The sequence below is a fragment of the Microbacterium sp. NPDC089190 genome (assembly GCF_040701795.1).
GTDB lineage: Bacteria > Actinomycetota > Actinomycetes > Actinomycetales > Microbacteriaceae > Microbacterium > Microbacterium galbum.
This window is the reverse complement of record NZ_JBFBHF010000003.1, coordinates 223779-237043: the sequence shown is the minus strand read 5'-3', so window position 1 is coordinate 237043 and position 13265 is coordinate 223779. Positions and strand designations below refer to the sequence as shown.

The window sequence follows — 13265 nt, the reverse complement described above, 5'->3', positions numbered from 1 at the left end:
GGACTCACGCGCGGGTGCGGAGCGCCACGACGGCGGCGATGCAGACCACGGCCACCGGAACGAGCGCCCAGAGGGCGAGACCGCCGTACCCGACGAGGCCGAGGATCACGCCCGCGAGCACGGAGCCCGCAGCCGCGCACGCCGTCATCAGCGTGTCGCTGCGTCCCTGACGACGCGGCCGCAGCGCCACCGGCGTCGCCTCGGTGAGCAGGGCGGAGCCGGCCACCGTCGCCGCGCTCCATCCGAGGCCGAGCAGCACCAGCGCCACCAGGACGCCGGCCTGGGAGCCACCGAAAGCCGACGCGGTGGCGAGCGAAGCCGCGAGCAGCACCTGCCCGAGCACGATGACGGGGATCCGCCCCCGGCGGTCGGCCAGGATGCCGAACACCGGCGACAGCCCGTACATCCCGAACACGTGGAGGGCGATCGTCACGCCGACAGCCAGGGTGACGGCGTCCGGGGCGACGATGTGGGACAGGTGGACGGGCGTCATCGCCATGACCGACGCCATCGTCACGTGCGAGGCGGCGACCGCGAGCATCGCGAAGCGCGCGAGCGCGGGACGGTCGGCCTGCGGCACGGCAGGGGCGAGTGCCGTGCTCTCACGATCGAGGCGCTGGGCGAGCAGCAGCGGATCCGGGCGCAGGACGAGCACGTAGAGCGCGAAGGCGCACGCCTGGGCCGCGAACGAGAAGAGGTACGCCCCGGTGAGGCGCGGCATCCCGATGCTCGCCCCGAGGAGTTCGCCGGGAGCGAGCAGGAGCGGACCGACCACTCCACCCACCGTGGTCGCCCAGACGACCGTGGCGAGGTCGCGGCCCCGCCGGGCGGTGGGTGCGAGATCGGTCGCGGCGAAACGCGACTGCAGGGTCGCGGCGTTGCCGGCTCCGATCAACGCGATCCCCACGAGCAGCAGGGGGAAGGCGCGCGACGCCGCCGCGGCGATGACCACCGCGATACCCGTCAGCGCGGCGATGTTGCCGGTGGTCAGCGCGAGGCGCCTCCCCCGGCGCGCAGCGAGACGCGCGAGAGGGATCGCCGTCAACGCGGCCCCCAGCGTCACCGAGGCGGTCGCGAAGCCCGACAGCGCCTCCTGGCCCGACAGGTCGGCGGCGAGGAGGGCGCCGAGCGAGAGCGTCGCCCCGAAGGCCACGCCGGTGAGCACCTGCCCCGCCGCGAGCACGCGCACCATACGGCGCTGCGTGGCGACGAGGTCGACACCCGCCGGCGCGGCGGTGTCAGGCATCGCGGGCGGTGTTGCGCAGCACCCCGATGCCGCCGATCTCGACCTCGACGACGTCGCCCGCACCGAAGGAGCCGATCCCGGCGGGCGTTCCGGTCAGGATCAGGTCGCCCGGAAGCAGCGTGAACACCGCGGAGGCGTAGGCGACGAGGGTCGGGATGTCGTGGATCATGTCGGAGACCGGGCCGTCCTGACGGACCTCGCCGTTCACGCGGGTCACGATCGTGGCCGATGGGACGTCGAGGTCGGTCTCGATGACCGGGCCGACGGGGCAGAAGGTGTCGAACCCCTTCGCGCGCGACCACTGGCCGTCGCTGCGCTGCAGATCGCGCGCGGTGACGTCGTTGGCGACGGTGTAGCCGAAGATGTACTCCCCCGCCCGCTCGACCGGGACGTTCTTGGCGATACGGCCGATGACGACGGCGAGTTCGCCCTCGTAGTCGGTCTGCGAGCTGAGGGCCGTCGGGCGCACGATGACGTCGTTCGGGCCGATGACGGAGGTGTTCGGCTTGAGGAACATCAGGGGCTCGGCGGGCGCCTCACCCCCCATCTCGGCAGCGTGGTCGTGGTAGTTCTTACCGATGCACACGACTTTCGAGCGCGGGATGACGGGGGCCAGCAGCGTCACGTCGGAGAGGGGGATGCGCTCACCCGTGGTGTCGAACCCGGCGAACATGGGGTCACCCTCGAGCACGACGACGTGGTCGTCGTCGACGATGCCGTAGCGGAGGGCGTCCTGGTGGCTGAATCGAGCGATCTTCACCGGGCCAGCCTATCCGCGGGGTCCGACACCACCATCCGCTTCCCGGTCCCTTAGACAAGCTCAGGGACCTCGCTTCCGTGAGAGTCATCACGTCAGGGGGCTGAGCCTGTCGAAGCCCCGGTGCACGCCACGAAGGGGCCCCCGGCATCCGGGAACCCCTCCATCCGACGACGCGGATCAGGCGTCGAGGCGGTACAACCAGCCGTGCTTGTCTTCCGCGCGGCCGTACTGGATGTTCGTCAGCTCCTCGCGCAGTTCGAGCGCGAGCGTCCCCGAAGGCTGCTCGTCGATGAAATCGCGCCCCTTGAGGATGCCGATCGGAGTGACCACGGCAGCGGTGCCGCACGCGAACACCTCGACGATGTCTCCGGATGCCACGCCCTCGCGCCACTCGGTCAGCGAGACGTTGCGCCCCTCGACGTGGTGGCCGCGGTCGCGCGCGAGCTGCAGGAGCGAGTCGCGCGTGATGCCCTCGAGGATGGAGTCGGACTGCGGAGTGACGATGGTGCCGTCCTTATAGACGAACACGACGTTCATGCCGCCGAGCTCCTCGACGTTGCGATCCTGGTCGAGGAAGACGACCTGGTCGCACTCGTTCTCGTACGCCTCGGACTGGGGAAGGAGGCTCGCGGCGTAGTTTCCGCCGGTCTTTGCCGCCCCCGTGCCGCCCTTACCCGCGCGCGAGTAGTCCTCGCTCAGCCAGATCGAGACCGGCTGGACGCCGCCCTTGAAGTAGGCGCCGGCCGGACTGGCGATCAGGTAGTACGCGACCTTGTGGGCGGGGCGCACCCCGAGGAACGCCTCCTTCGCGAACATGAAGGGCCGCAGGTAGAGGCTCTGGTCTTCGCCGGAGGGCACCCAGGCACCGTCGACGGCGATGAGCTCGCGCAGCGACTGGAGGAAGTAGGGAACCGGCAGTTCGGGCAGGGCAAGACGGCGGGCCGAGCGCTGCAGCCGTCGCCCGTTCTGATCGGGCCGGAAGGTGTGGACCGACCCGTCGGCGTGACGGTAGGCCTTGATGCCCTCGAAGATCTCCTGGCCGTAGTGCAGCACGGCGGCCGCGGGGTCGAGCGAGATCGGGCCGTACGGAGACACTCGGGGGCGGTGCCAGCCGCCGCGGACCGACCAGCAGATGTCGACCATGTGGTCGGTGAAGCTCTGCCCGAAGCCGGGGCTGGCCAGGATCGCGTCGCGGTCGGCGGTGCTCTTGGCCGCGAGGTTGCGCGTGACGGAGAACTCGAGCGGGTCGAGTCCGGTGTCGGGGTCGGTGTCGATGGTGGTCATCTGTGATCCAAAACTCTTCGTGTGCCGGGGGCGAAGCGGGCCGGTCGGTCCAGGTTACGCCTGGACGCGTGCGGCGATGGCGTCGCCGATCTGAGCAGTGGTGCGCGAGCCCTCACGGTGCGCGATGTCGTCTTCCACCGCGCGGGTGACGCGGGCGGATTCATCGGTGAGCCCGAGGTGATCGAGCAGCAGGGCGACGGAGAGGATCGCGGCCGTGGGGTCGGCCTTCTGGCTTCCCGCGATGTCGGGCGCCGATCCGTGCACGGGCTCGAACATCGAGGGGAACGCGCCGTCGGGGTTGATGTTGCCCGATGCGGCGAGGCCGATGCCACCGGTGACGGCGCCGGCCAGGTCGGTCAGGATGTCGCCGAAGAGGTTGTCGGTGACGATCACGTCGAAGCGGCCCGGGTTCGTGACCAGGAAGATGGTTGCCGCGTCGACGTGCAGGTAGTCTACGTCGACCCCCGGGAACTCCGATGCCACGGCATCCACGATGCGCTTCCACATGCCGCCCGCGTGGACGAGCACGTTGGTCTTGTGCACGAGCGTGAGCGTGCGGCGACGGCGCTCGGCCAGGGCGAAGGCGTACCGCACGACGCGCTCGACGCCGTAGGCCGTGTTGACCGAGGTCTCGTTGGCGACCTCGTGCGGGGTTCCGCGGCGGATGGCACCGCCGTTGCCGACGTACGGCCCCTCGGTCCCCTCGCGCACGACGACGAAGTCGATGTCGCCCGGGTCTGCCAGGGGGCCCGCGGCGCCGGGGTAGAGCTTCGACGGTCGCAGGTTGACGTAGTGGTCGAGCTCGAAGCGGAGCTTCAGCAGCAGTCCGCGCTCGATGTTCGCGTCCTTCAGGCGCGGGTCGCCCGGCACGCCGCCGACGGCGCCGAGCAGAATCGCGTCGTGGCCCGCGATCGCGGCAAGGTCGTCGTCGGTGAGCGTGTCGCCGGTCTCGAGGTAGCGCCCGGCGCCGAGCGAGAAGGGCGTCTTGTCGAAGACGACATCCGACTCGGCGGTGACGGCGTCGAGCACCTTGACGGCCTCGGCGACGACTTCGGGACCGATGCCGTCACCGGGGATGACGGCCAGCTTCACGACACGCGACATCGCTCTCCTCAGAGCTCGGGGCACGTCACTTCGTCGACGCGCCGCGGGTTCCTCCCAGGGTAGTGGCAGCGATCACCGCGGCCACGACGATCAGCCCCGCGCCGATCAAGGCCGTGATGACCACGCCGGAGTCGAAGGCGTGCGCGGCGGCGAGCCGCAGGGCGTCCGCCAGCGCCGGGTCGTCGAGGGTCTGCGACACCGCCACGGCCCCGGCGAGGGTTTCGCGGGCCGCCTGGGCCGCGGCATCCGGGAGCCCCGCCGGGAGCACCAGCTGCGCCCGATAGAAGGCCGCGAGGATGCCACCGAGCACGGCGGTGCCCAGCACCGCGCCGACCTCGTAGGCCGTCTCGGAGACGGCGCTCGCGGCACCGGCCTTGGCCGAGGGGGCGCTCGACAGGATCAGCTCGTTCGACACGGTCTCGGCGGCACCGATACCGATGCCCAGCAGGCCGAACGCCACGATGAGCTGGACGAGGTCGGCGGTCGAGAGCGCGACGAGGACATACGCGACGACGGAGAACGTGAGCGCGACGGGCACGACCACGCGCGGGGCGAACCGCTTCGCGACCGGCACCACGGCGAGTCCGGAGACGATCATGAGTACGAGCCCGGGCAGGAGCGCGAAGCCCGCGACCATCGGCGACAGCCCCACGACCAGCTGCAGGTGCTGCGCGACGAAGTAGAGGAATCCGACGAGTCCGACCACGCTGAGCAGGTTCACGAGGATGGCGCCGGAGAAGGTGCCTCGACGGAACAGCGACATGTCGAGCATCGGCGTGGGCAGCGAGCGCTGACGGCGCACGAACAGCCATCCGAAGACGATGCCGACGACGAAGAGCGCCGGGGCAAGCGAGAGCGGGCCGTCGACGGCGAGCTTCTTGATGCCGTAGACGATCGGGACCATCGTCGCGAGCGAGAGCAGCACGCTGACGGGGTCGAAGCGGCCGGGGTGCGGGTCGCGACTCTCGGGCACGAAGAACGGGGCGAGGATCAGGAGGGGGATGAGCACGGGCACCGCCATGAGGAACACCGACCCCCACGAGAAGTGCTCGAGGAGGAAACCCCCCACGATGGGGCCGAGGGCGGCCCCAGCGGAGAAGCCCGAGGCCCAGATGGCGATGGCGAAGCGACGCTGATCGCGGTCGCGGAAGATGCTGCGCAGCAGGGAGAGCGTCGACGGCATCAGCATGGCGCCGAAGACGCCCATGAGCGCTCGACCCGCGATGAGCAGGGCCGCCGTGGGCGCGAAGGCCGACAGTGCGGAGACGGCCGCGAAGCCGGTCGCGCCGATCAACAGCAGACGCCGACGGCCGAACCGGTCGCCCAAGGTGCCCATCGTGACGAGCAGGCCCGCGAGCACGAGCGGGTAGACATCGATGATCCACAGCTGCTCGATACTGGACGGCTGCAGCGACAGTGCGATCTCGGGCAGCGCGAAACTCAGCACCGTGTTGTCGACCGAGACCAGCAGCACGGGCAGCATGAGCACCGCCAGCGCGAACCACCCGCGCCACCCGGCGCGGGTCACGGTGATCTCCGAGGTGGGCATCGACGAGGTGAGCATTCTTCCGATCCGTTTCTTAACCGTCCAGCCGGTATAGTATCAGGTCCGAGGTCCCACCCGCCAGTACGATCGAGGAGTCATGAGTCGCCCCCCTCTCGCCCGCGAAGCCGTCCTCGACGCCTTCACACGGATCCTCGTCGACGAGGGCGAGCGCGCCGCGACGATGGATGCCACGGCGCGCGGCGCCGGCGTGTCGAAGGGCGGCCTGCTCTACCACTTCAACTCGAAGAGCGCTCTCGAAGCGGCACTGGTCGACCGCCTCGAGCGCCTGGCGCAGGAAGACGTCGACGAGATCGAGAAGTCCGCCGAGGGCGTCGTCGCGGCGCACCTGCGCTCGTCGCAGAACACCGGGTCTCCGCTCGACGTGACGATCCTCGCGGTCTCCCGCCTCGCTCAGAACGGCAACGACACCGCCTCCGCATCGCTTCGCCGCGTGCGCGAGCTGTGGGAGGAGAGCCTGCGCGCCCACACGCGTGACGAGACGGCGCTGCAGATGGTGCTGCTGGTCAGCGACGGGCTCTACTTCAACGCGGTCCTCGACCTCAACGCCGTCCCCGGCCCGACCCTCGAGGGACCGGAGCTCGACAAGCTCATCGACGCCGTGGTGGCTGCCACCACCTGAGGCAGCCAGTCCGCAACGCCACGCGGCACCGCCCTTCGAATGAGAAAGGGGGCCGCCGCAGCGACCCCCTCCCCCGTCATGCGTCCGGGACTCAGCCCTCGATGATCTCGATCTGCCGGAACAGATCGGCGCCGACGGACTCGCGCATCGCACCGAGGATCTCGTCGGGAACCGGCGAGTCCACCGTGAGCACCGACAGCGCGCGGCCCGTGGCATCCTGGGCCGCCACCTGGAGACCCGCGATGTTGATGCCGGCCTCACCGAGCTTCTGGCCGTAGATCGCGACGATGCCGGGGCGGTCGGCGTAGCGCATGACGATGTGGTGCTGCTCGATCGGCACCTCGATGTCGTAGCCGTTGATCGCGACGACCTTGGGCACCATGCGAGTGCCGGCGAGCGTACCGGCCACCGTGAGGGTCGAGCCGTCCGCGAGGGTGCCGCGGAGGATCGTGATGTTGCGGTACAGCGGGCTCTCGGCCTCGACGACCAAGCGCGCCTCGACGCCGCGCTGCTCGGCGAAGAGCGGGGCGTTCACGTAAGACACCGTTTCACTGACGATGCGGCTGAAGTAGCCCTTCAGCGCCGCGAGGCGGTAGACGCTCACGTCGTACTGCGCGAGCTCTCCGCGCACCTCGATGTCCAGGCTCGTGAGCGCGCTGTCGGCGAGACCGCTGAAGAACTGACCGAGCATCTCGACCAGGGCGATACCGGGACGCACGAACGGGTCGATCGCTCCCCCGGCGACGTTCACGGCATCCGGGACGAGGTCGCCCTCGAGGGCGAGCTTGACCGAACGGGCGACGGAGACGCCGGCCTTCTCCTGCGCCTCCTCCGTGCTGGCCCCGAGATGCGGGGTGACCACGACGTTCGGAAGGTCGAGGAGCTTGCGGGCGGGGCCGCCCTCGGCGGGGGGCTCGGTCGAGAAGACGTCGAGGCCGGCCCCCGCGATCTCGCCCGAGGTGAGGGCGTCGAACAGCGCCTCTTCGTCGATCAGGCCGCCGCGCGCGACGTTGATGACGTACGCGGAGTTCTTCATGCGGCGCAGCTGCTCGGCGCCGATCATGCCGGTCGTCTCGGGCGTCTTCGGCATGTGGATCGTGACGAAGTCGCTCTGCTCGAGGAGTTCGTCGAGCGAGACCAGCTGCACGCCGAGCTGCTGCGCACGCGCGGCCGTGACGTAGGGGTCGTACGCGATGACGCGCATGTCGAATCCCTGAAGGCGCGCGGCGATGAGGGCGCCGATGCGTCCGAGGCCGATGATGCCGATCGTCTTCTCGAAGAGCTCGGTGCCGGTGAAGGAGCTGCGCTTCCACAGGCCCTGCGCGAGAGAGGCATGCGCGGCGGGGATGCGGCGCGCGAGGCTCAGCACATGGCCTACGGTCAGCTCGGCGGCCGAGATGATGTTGGAGGTCGGGGCGTTCACGACCATGACACCTGCGGCGGTGGCCGACTTGATGTCGACGTTGTCGAGGCCGACCCCGGCGCGGGCGACGACCTTGAGCGAGGGAGCCGCGGCAAGCGCCTCGGCATCGATCTGGGTGGCCGAGCGCACGAGCACCGCGTGCGCGTCGGCGAGGGCCGAGAGCAGCGCGGGGCGGTCGGTCCCGTCGACGTTGCGCACGTCGAAGTCGGGGCCGAGCGCGTCGATCGTGGCGGGAGAGAGTTCTTCGGCGATGAGCACGACGGGCTTCGTCACGGATGCGTCCTTCGAAACGGTGCTGGGGACCGGCGCGCACCGCCGCGCACCGCCGGCGCGAACCGGGCGCACGACCCGTGCGGGCCGTGTGTCAGCCTAGCGCGGCCCCGCGAGAGCTCCCGACCGTATGACGCCGGACGCCTCGGCCCGTCGACGACGGCGACGCACGGGCTCGCGCGGCCCCTCGGTCACGCCGCGAGGCGGCATCTCCCGGCGGCTCGGCTTCGGCCCACGGTTCGGGATGCCGGCGCGACGACGTCATGCCGCGGGGCGCACGAACGGATGCCGGCACGACGACGTCACGCCGCGGGGCGCCCGATCGGACGCCGGCACGACACCGCTTCGCCGCGGGGCGCACGGCCGGAGACCGGAGTCGCCCGCCTCAGCCCCCGTAGAGCCCGTACGACGTCGCTCCGTAGCCGACGATCGCGAGCCAGAACGCCGCCGAGAGGGTGAGACCCGCGAGCATCGCCAGGGCGAACTCCCCCGCCGCGCGGCGCGCACCGATCGCGAAGGCGACCGCGAACGCGAGCAGGGGGAAGACGATCGGGAGGATGTAGACCACCCACCCGAGGGTGTTGAGACCCAGCGGACCGGTCGCCTGCGTGATGAGCAGCGCGACCGCGCTCCAGACGACGTAGGCGTAGAACAGCCCGAAGAGCCCGGCGATGGCCACGACGACCCATGTGGGCAGGACGCGCGTGCGCGTGGCGGTGCTCATGCGAGTGCTCCCACCGACAGGAACGGCCAGGGGACGAGCAGCACGATGCCCACGATCAGCAGCAGGAATCGCTGCCATGTCCGCCATGCACGGGTGAGCACCAGGACCGCCACGAACCACACGAGCGGGGCCAGCACGGCTCCCGCGGTGAGGGCGATCACCGTGACGTCGGGGATCGGCAGCCCCAGGCTGCGCAGTCGCAGACCGGCGAGGAGCCAGCCGAGGGCGAAGAGCAGGAACGTCGCGGCGACCATGCCGATGCCCACGAGGCCGACGTTGCCCAGCGGCGCCGAGGAGTCGGCATCCGCGTCGTGGTCGTCATCGGCCGGCCCGGCGTCGGCGGGGGCGTCGTGCACCGCGGATGCCGGCACCTGCGGAGTCCGCGACGCCGACGTCGCGGCGGGCTGCAGCGGCTCCGGCTCGGCCGCCGGCTGCAGCGGCTCGGGCTCGCTCGACACGGGCTGCACGGGATCCGACGGTCGCACCTCGGGCGCACGCTTCTCGCCGACGTCGAGGGTCGGGTCGTCGTCACCGCCCCACGAGAGGGCGTCGTCATCGCGCGGAGTGCTCACGGTTCCACGGTAGCGGGCTCCCCCGCGGCCGGGTCGCGCCCCGCCGATCACGCCGGGTGCGAGGCATCCGGAACCGAAGACGTCCCGCCGAACGGCGAACGCCCCGCGGCCGGAGCCACGGGGCGTTCGAGACGATCGGGAGGTCAGCGCGCAGCCGAGCCCTCGACGTAGTCGCTGTCCTGCTGCTTCCACGCGAAGAGGCCGCGGAGCTCCTTGCCGGTGGCCTCGATGGGGTGGCCCTGCTCCTTCTCGCGGAGCTCGAGGAACTCGGGGGCGCCCTTGTCCTGATCGGCGATGAAGCGCTCGGCGAACGCGCCCGACTGGATGTCGGCGAGGACGGCCTTCATGCTCTCCTTGACGTCGGGCGAGATGACGCGCGGGCCCGAGACGTAGTCGCCGTACTCGGCGGTGTCGGAGATCGACCAGCGCTGCTTGGCGATGCCGCCCTCCCACATGAGGTCGACGATGAGCTTGAGCTCGTGCAGCACCTCGAAGTACGCGATCTGCGGCTGGTAGCCCGCCTCGGTGAGGGTCTCGAAACCGGCCTGCACGAGGTGGCTCATGCCACCGCAGAGCACGGCCTGCTCGCCGAAGAGGTCGGTCTCGGTCTCTTCGGTGAAGGTCGTCTTGATGACGCCGGCGCGGGTGCCGCCGATGGCCTTCGCGTACGAGAGGGCGGTGTCCCAGGCCGAGCCAGAGGCGTCGCGCTCGACGGCGATGATGTCGGGGATGCCGCGGCCGGCGACGTACTCGCGACGCACGGTGTGGCCGGGGGCCTTGGGGGCGACGAGGATGACGTCCACGCCCTCGGGGGCGTCGATGTAGCCGAAGCGGATGTTGAAGCCGTGCGCGAAGGCGAGCGTCTTGCCCTCGGTGAGCTTGTCCTTGATCGAGTCGGCGAAGATCGAGCGCTGGTGCTGGTCGGGCGCGAGGATCATGATGAGGTCGGCCCACTCGGCCGCGTCGGCGACGTTCTTGACCTCGAAGCCGTCCTCCTGCGCCTTGGCGGCCGACTTGGAGCCGTCCTTGAGGGCGATGACGACCTCGACGCCCGAGTCGCGCAGGTTCTGCGCGTGGGCGTGACCCTGCGAGCCGTAGCCGACGATCGCGACCTTCTTGCCCTGGATGATCGAGAGGTCGGCGTCGTCGTCGTAGAAGATCTCTGCCATGAGGATGTTTCTCCTTGAGTCAGGTCCCTGAGCTTGTCGAAGGGACCGGGGGTTGTGGGACGTATGAAGTTCGGATGTCGGACCCCTCGACAGGGTCGAGGACCGACGGGATTCGGAGAGTCGGACCCTTCGACAGGCTCAGGACCGCCCGGCTCGGGGACCGACGGGGTCAGCCGCGGAGGACGCGCTCGGTGATGCTCTTGCCGCCACGACCGACGGCGAGAAGGCCCGACTGTGCGAGCTCCTTCACGCCGAAGGGCTCGATGGCCTTGAGGAACGCACCGACCTTGCCCGAGTCGCCCGTGATCTCGATCACGATGGCATCGGGTGCGTAGTCGACGACCGAGGCGCGGAAGAGGTTCACGACCTCGAGCACGTTCGAGCGGCTGGCGTTGTCGGCGCGCACCTTGACGAGGACGTGCTCGCGCTGGACGGATGCCGCGGGGTCGAGCTCCACGATCTTGATGACGTTGATCAGCTTGTTGAGCTGCTTCGTCACCTGCTCGAGCGGCAGGCCCTCGACGTCGACCACGACCGTGATGCGCGAGAGACCCGGCACCTCGGTCACGCCGACGGCGAGCGATTCGATGTTGAAGCCGCGGCGGGCGAAGAGCCCGGCGACGCGGGTCAGCAGACCCGGCTTGTCCTCGACGAGGAGGCTCAGAACGTGACGAGACATCTCAGTCCTCCTGCTCGTTGAAGGCGGGCGAGTGATCGCGCGCGTACTGGACGTAGCTGTTGCTGACGCCCTGCGGGACCATCGGCCACACCATGGCATCCGCACTCACGACGAAGTCGATCACGACGGGGCGGTCGTTCGTGTCCAGCGCGAGCTGGATCGCGGCGTCGATCTCGTCTTCCTTCTCGACGCGGATCGCGAGGCACCCGTACGCCTCGGCGAGCTTGACGAAGTCGGGGATGCGACGCGTGCCGTGGCCCGTGTTGAGGTCGGTGTTGGAGTGGCGGCCGTCGAAGAACAGCGTCTGCCACTGGCGCACCATGCCGAGGGAGGAGTTGTTGATGATCGCGACCTTGATCGGGATGTCGTTGATGACGCAGGTCGCGAGCTCCTGGTTGGTCATCTGGAAGCAGCCGTCACCGTCGATCGCCCACACGGCGCGATCGGGCTGGGCCACCTTGGCGCCCATGGCCGCGGGGACCGCGTAGCCCATGGTGCCGGCGCCGCCGGAGTTGAGCCACGCGTTCGGACGCTCGTACTTGATGAACTGCGCCGCCCACATCTGGTGCTGGCCGACGCCCGAGGCGTAGACGCCCTCGGGTCCGGTCATCTCGCCGATGCGCTGGATGACATGCTGCGGCGACAGGAGGCCGTCGGTGGTGGGCGTGTAGCCCAGCGGGAACTCCTCGCGGAGGCCGTTCAGGTAGGTCCACCACTCGCTGTAGTCGTGCGGGTGCTCGGCGTCGGCGGCGCGGAACGCGGCGTCCAGGTCGACGAGGACCTCTTTCAGGTCACCCACGATCGGCACGTCGGCCGTGCGGATCTTGGAGATCTCGGCGGGGTCGATGTCGACGTGCACCACCTGGGCGTTCGGCGCGAACAGCGACGCCTTGCCCGTGACGCGGTCGTCGAAGCGGGCGCCGAGCGAGACGATGAGGTCGCTCTCCTGCAGGGCGAGGACGGCGGGGACGGTGCCGTGCATGCCGGGCATGCCCAGATGCTGCTCGTGGGAGTCGGGGAACGCGCCGCGCGCCATGAGCGTGGTGACGACGGGGGCGCCCGTCGCCTCGGCGAGCACCTTCAGCTCCGCCGCCGCGTTGGCGCGGATCGCACCGCCGCCCACGTACAGCACGGGCTTGTGCGCGGTGGCGAGCAGGTGGGCCGCGGCCTGGATCTGCTTGCCGTGCGCCTTGGTGACCGGGCGGTAGCCGGGCAGGTCGATCTTGGGCGGCCAGACGAACGGCGCCTCGGCCTGCTGGGCGTCCTTCGTGATGTCGACGAGCACCGGACCGGGACGACCGGTCGAGGCGATCTCGAAGGCCGCCGCGATCGCGCCGGGGATCTCCTCGGCGGTCTTCACCAGGAACGAGTGCTTCGTGATCGGCATCGTGATGCCCACGATGTCGGCCTCCTGGAAGGCATCCGTACCCATGAGGGTGGAGAACACCTGCCCGGTGATGCACACGAGCGGCACCGAGTCCATGTAGGCGTCGGCGATCGCGGTGACGAGGTTGGTCGCGCCGGGGCCCGACGTCGCGATCGCGACGCCGACCTTGCCCGAGGCCGCGGCGTAGCCCTCGGCCGCGTGACCGGCGCCCTGCTCGTGACGGACGAGGATGTGGCGGACGTGCTCGTCGTCCATGAGCGGGTCGTAGACGGGCATGATCGCTCCGCCCGGCAGGCCGAACACATCGGTGACGCCGAGCAGGTCGAGCGAGCGGACGACCGCCTGTGCACCCGTCATCACGGGCGCCGGGGCGGTGCGGGCGGGGGGCCGGGGCACGGCCACCGTAGGGGAATCGATGGACATGGGAGTACCTCGAGAACCGTAAGAAGGTGAGAAGGGGA

At 70.2% G+C, this 13265-nt stretch carries 12 protein-coding genes; 1 reads left to right on the top strand and 11 read right to left on the bottom strand.

What is annotated here, in order from left to right:
• Positions 1–4: 4 nt before the first annotated feature.
• From AB0230_RS11020 to AB0230_RS11000, 5 genes are all read right to left on the bottom strand, one after another.
• Complete coding sequence (locus AB0230_RS11020) at positions 5–1246, bottom strand: MFS transporter (RefSeq protein WP_366375743.1); 1242 nt, start codon at positions 1244–1246, stop codon at positions 5–7.
• On the bottom strand, positions 1239–2006 hold the full coding sequence (locus tag AB0230_RS11015; protein ID WP_366375741.1) for a fumarylacetoacetate hydrolase family protein: 768 nt from the start codon (positions 2004–2006) through the stop codon (positions 1239–1241). The genes AB0230_RS11020 and AB0230_RS11015 overlap by 8 nt, the downstream gene beginning before the upstream one ends.
• A gap of 177 nt (positions 2007–2183) precedes the next feature.
• On the bottom strand, positions 2184–3290 hold the full coding sequence (locus tag AB0230_RS11010) for a branched-chain amino acid aminotransferase (RefSeq protein WP_363392004.1): 1107 nt from the start codon (positions 3288–3290) through the stop codon (positions 2184–2186).
• A 54-nt stretch (positions 3291–3344) separates the two neighbouring features.
• Entirely contained in the window at positions 3345–4394 is a 1050-nt protein-coding gene (locus AB0230_RS11005) for a 3-isopropylmalate dehydrogenase (RefSeq protein ID WP_315995471.1), read from the bottom strand.
• A 25-nt stretch (positions 4395–4419) separates the two neighbouring features.
• Positions 4420–5943, bottom strand: coding sequence for an MFS transporter (locus tag AB0230_RS11000; RefSeq protein ID WP_363392008.1), 1524 nt, complete (start codon positions 5941–5943; stop codon positions 4420–4422).
• 94 nt (positions 5944–6037) lie between these two features.
• Here AB0230_RS11000 and AB0230_RS10995 point away from each other — a divergent pair, with 94 nt between their 5' ends.
• Positions 6038–6580 (top strand): TetR/AcrR family transcriptional regulator, encoded by a 543-nt coding sequence (locus tag AB0230_RS10995; RefSeq protein ID WP_366375738.1) that lies wholly within the window; start codon positions 6038–6040, stop codon positions 6578–6580.
• Positions 6581–6671: 91 nt separating this feature from the next.
• Here the strand turns inward: AB0230_RS10995 and serA are convergent, their stop codons facing one another.
• From serA to AB0230_RS10965, 6 genes are all read right to left on the bottom strand, one after another.
• Positions 6672–8276, bottom strand: coding sequence for a phosphoglycerate dehydrogenase (gene serA, locus AB0230_RS10990; RefSeq protein ID WP_363392010.1), 1605 nt, complete (start codon positions 8274–8276; stop codon positions 6672–6674).
• Positions 8277–8658: 382 nt separating this feature from the next.
• Positions 8659–8997 carry a bacitracin resistance protein gene (locus AB0230_RS10985; RefSeq protein ID WP_315995467.1) on the bottom strand — a complete coding sequence of 113 codons (339 nt, stop codon included), beginning with the start codon at positions 8995–8997 and terminating at the stop codon, positions 8659–8661.
• Complete coding sequence (locus tag AB0230_RS10980) at positions 8994–9569, bottom strand: DNA polymerase III subunit gamma/tau (protein ID WP_366375735.1); 576 nt, start codon at positions 9567–9569, stop codon at positions 8994–8996. The genes AB0230_RS10985 and AB0230_RS10980 overlap by 4 nt, the downstream gene beginning before the upstream one ends.
• A gap of 143 nt (positions 9570–9712) precedes the next feature.
• Positions 9713–10738: a ketol-acid reductoisomerase gene (ilvC, locus tag AB0230_RS10975; protein ID WP_315995465.1), complete on the bottom strand. Its 1026-nt coding sequence runs from the start codon at positions 10736–10738 to the stop codon at positions 9713–9715.
• A 169-nt stretch (positions 10739–10907) separates the two neighbouring features.
• Entirely contained in the window at positions 10908–11417 is a 510-nt protein-coding gene (ilvN, locus tag AB0230_RS10970) for an acetolactate synthase small subunit (protein WP_315995464.1), read from the bottom strand.
• 1 nt (position 11418) lies between these two features.
• Positions 11419–13227 (bottom strand): acetolactate synthase large subunit, encoded by a 1809-nt coding sequence (locus AB0230_RS10965; RefSeq protein WP_366375732.1) that lies wholly within the window; start codon positions 13225–13227, stop codon positions 11419–11421.
• Positions 13228–13265: the final 38 nt, after the last annotated feature.

Coding starts and splice junctions, on each gene's coding strand:
- AB0230_RS11020 (WP_366375743.1), bottom strand. CDS start 1,246: ATGCCTGACACCGCCGCGCCGGCGGGTGTCGACCTCGTCGCCACGCAG.
- AB0230_RS11010 (WP_363392004.1), bottom strand. CDS start 3,290: ATGACCACCATCGACACCGACCCCGACACCGGACTCGACCCGCTCGAG.
- AB0230_RS11005 (WP_315995471.1), bottom strand. CDS start 4,394: ATGTCGCGTGTCGTGAAGCTGGCCGTCATCCCCGGTGACGGCATCGGT.
- AB0230_RS11000 (WP_363392008.1), bottom strand. CDS start 5,943: ATGCCCACCTCGGAGATCACCGTGACCCGCGCCGGGTGGCGCGGGTGG.
- AB0230_RS10995 (WP_366375738.1), top strand. CDS start 6,038: ATGAGTCGCCCCCCTCTCGCCCGCGAAGCCGTCCTCGACGCCTTCACA.
- AB0230_RS10985 (WP_315995467.1), bottom strand. CDS start 8,997: ATGAGCACCGCCACGCGCACGCGCGTCCTGCCCACATGGGTCGTCGTG.
- ilvC (WP_315995465.1), bottom strand. CDS start 10,738: ATGGCAGAGATCTTCTACGACGACGACGCCGACCTCTCGATCATCCAG.
- ilvN (WP_315995464.1), bottom strand. CDS start 11,417: ATGTCTCGTCACGTTCTGAGCCTCCTCGTCGAGGACAAGCCGGGTCTG.
- AB0230_RS10965 (WP_366375732.1), bottom strand. CDS start 13,227: ATGTCCATCGATTCCCCTACGGTGGCCGTGCCCCGGCCCCCCGCCCGC.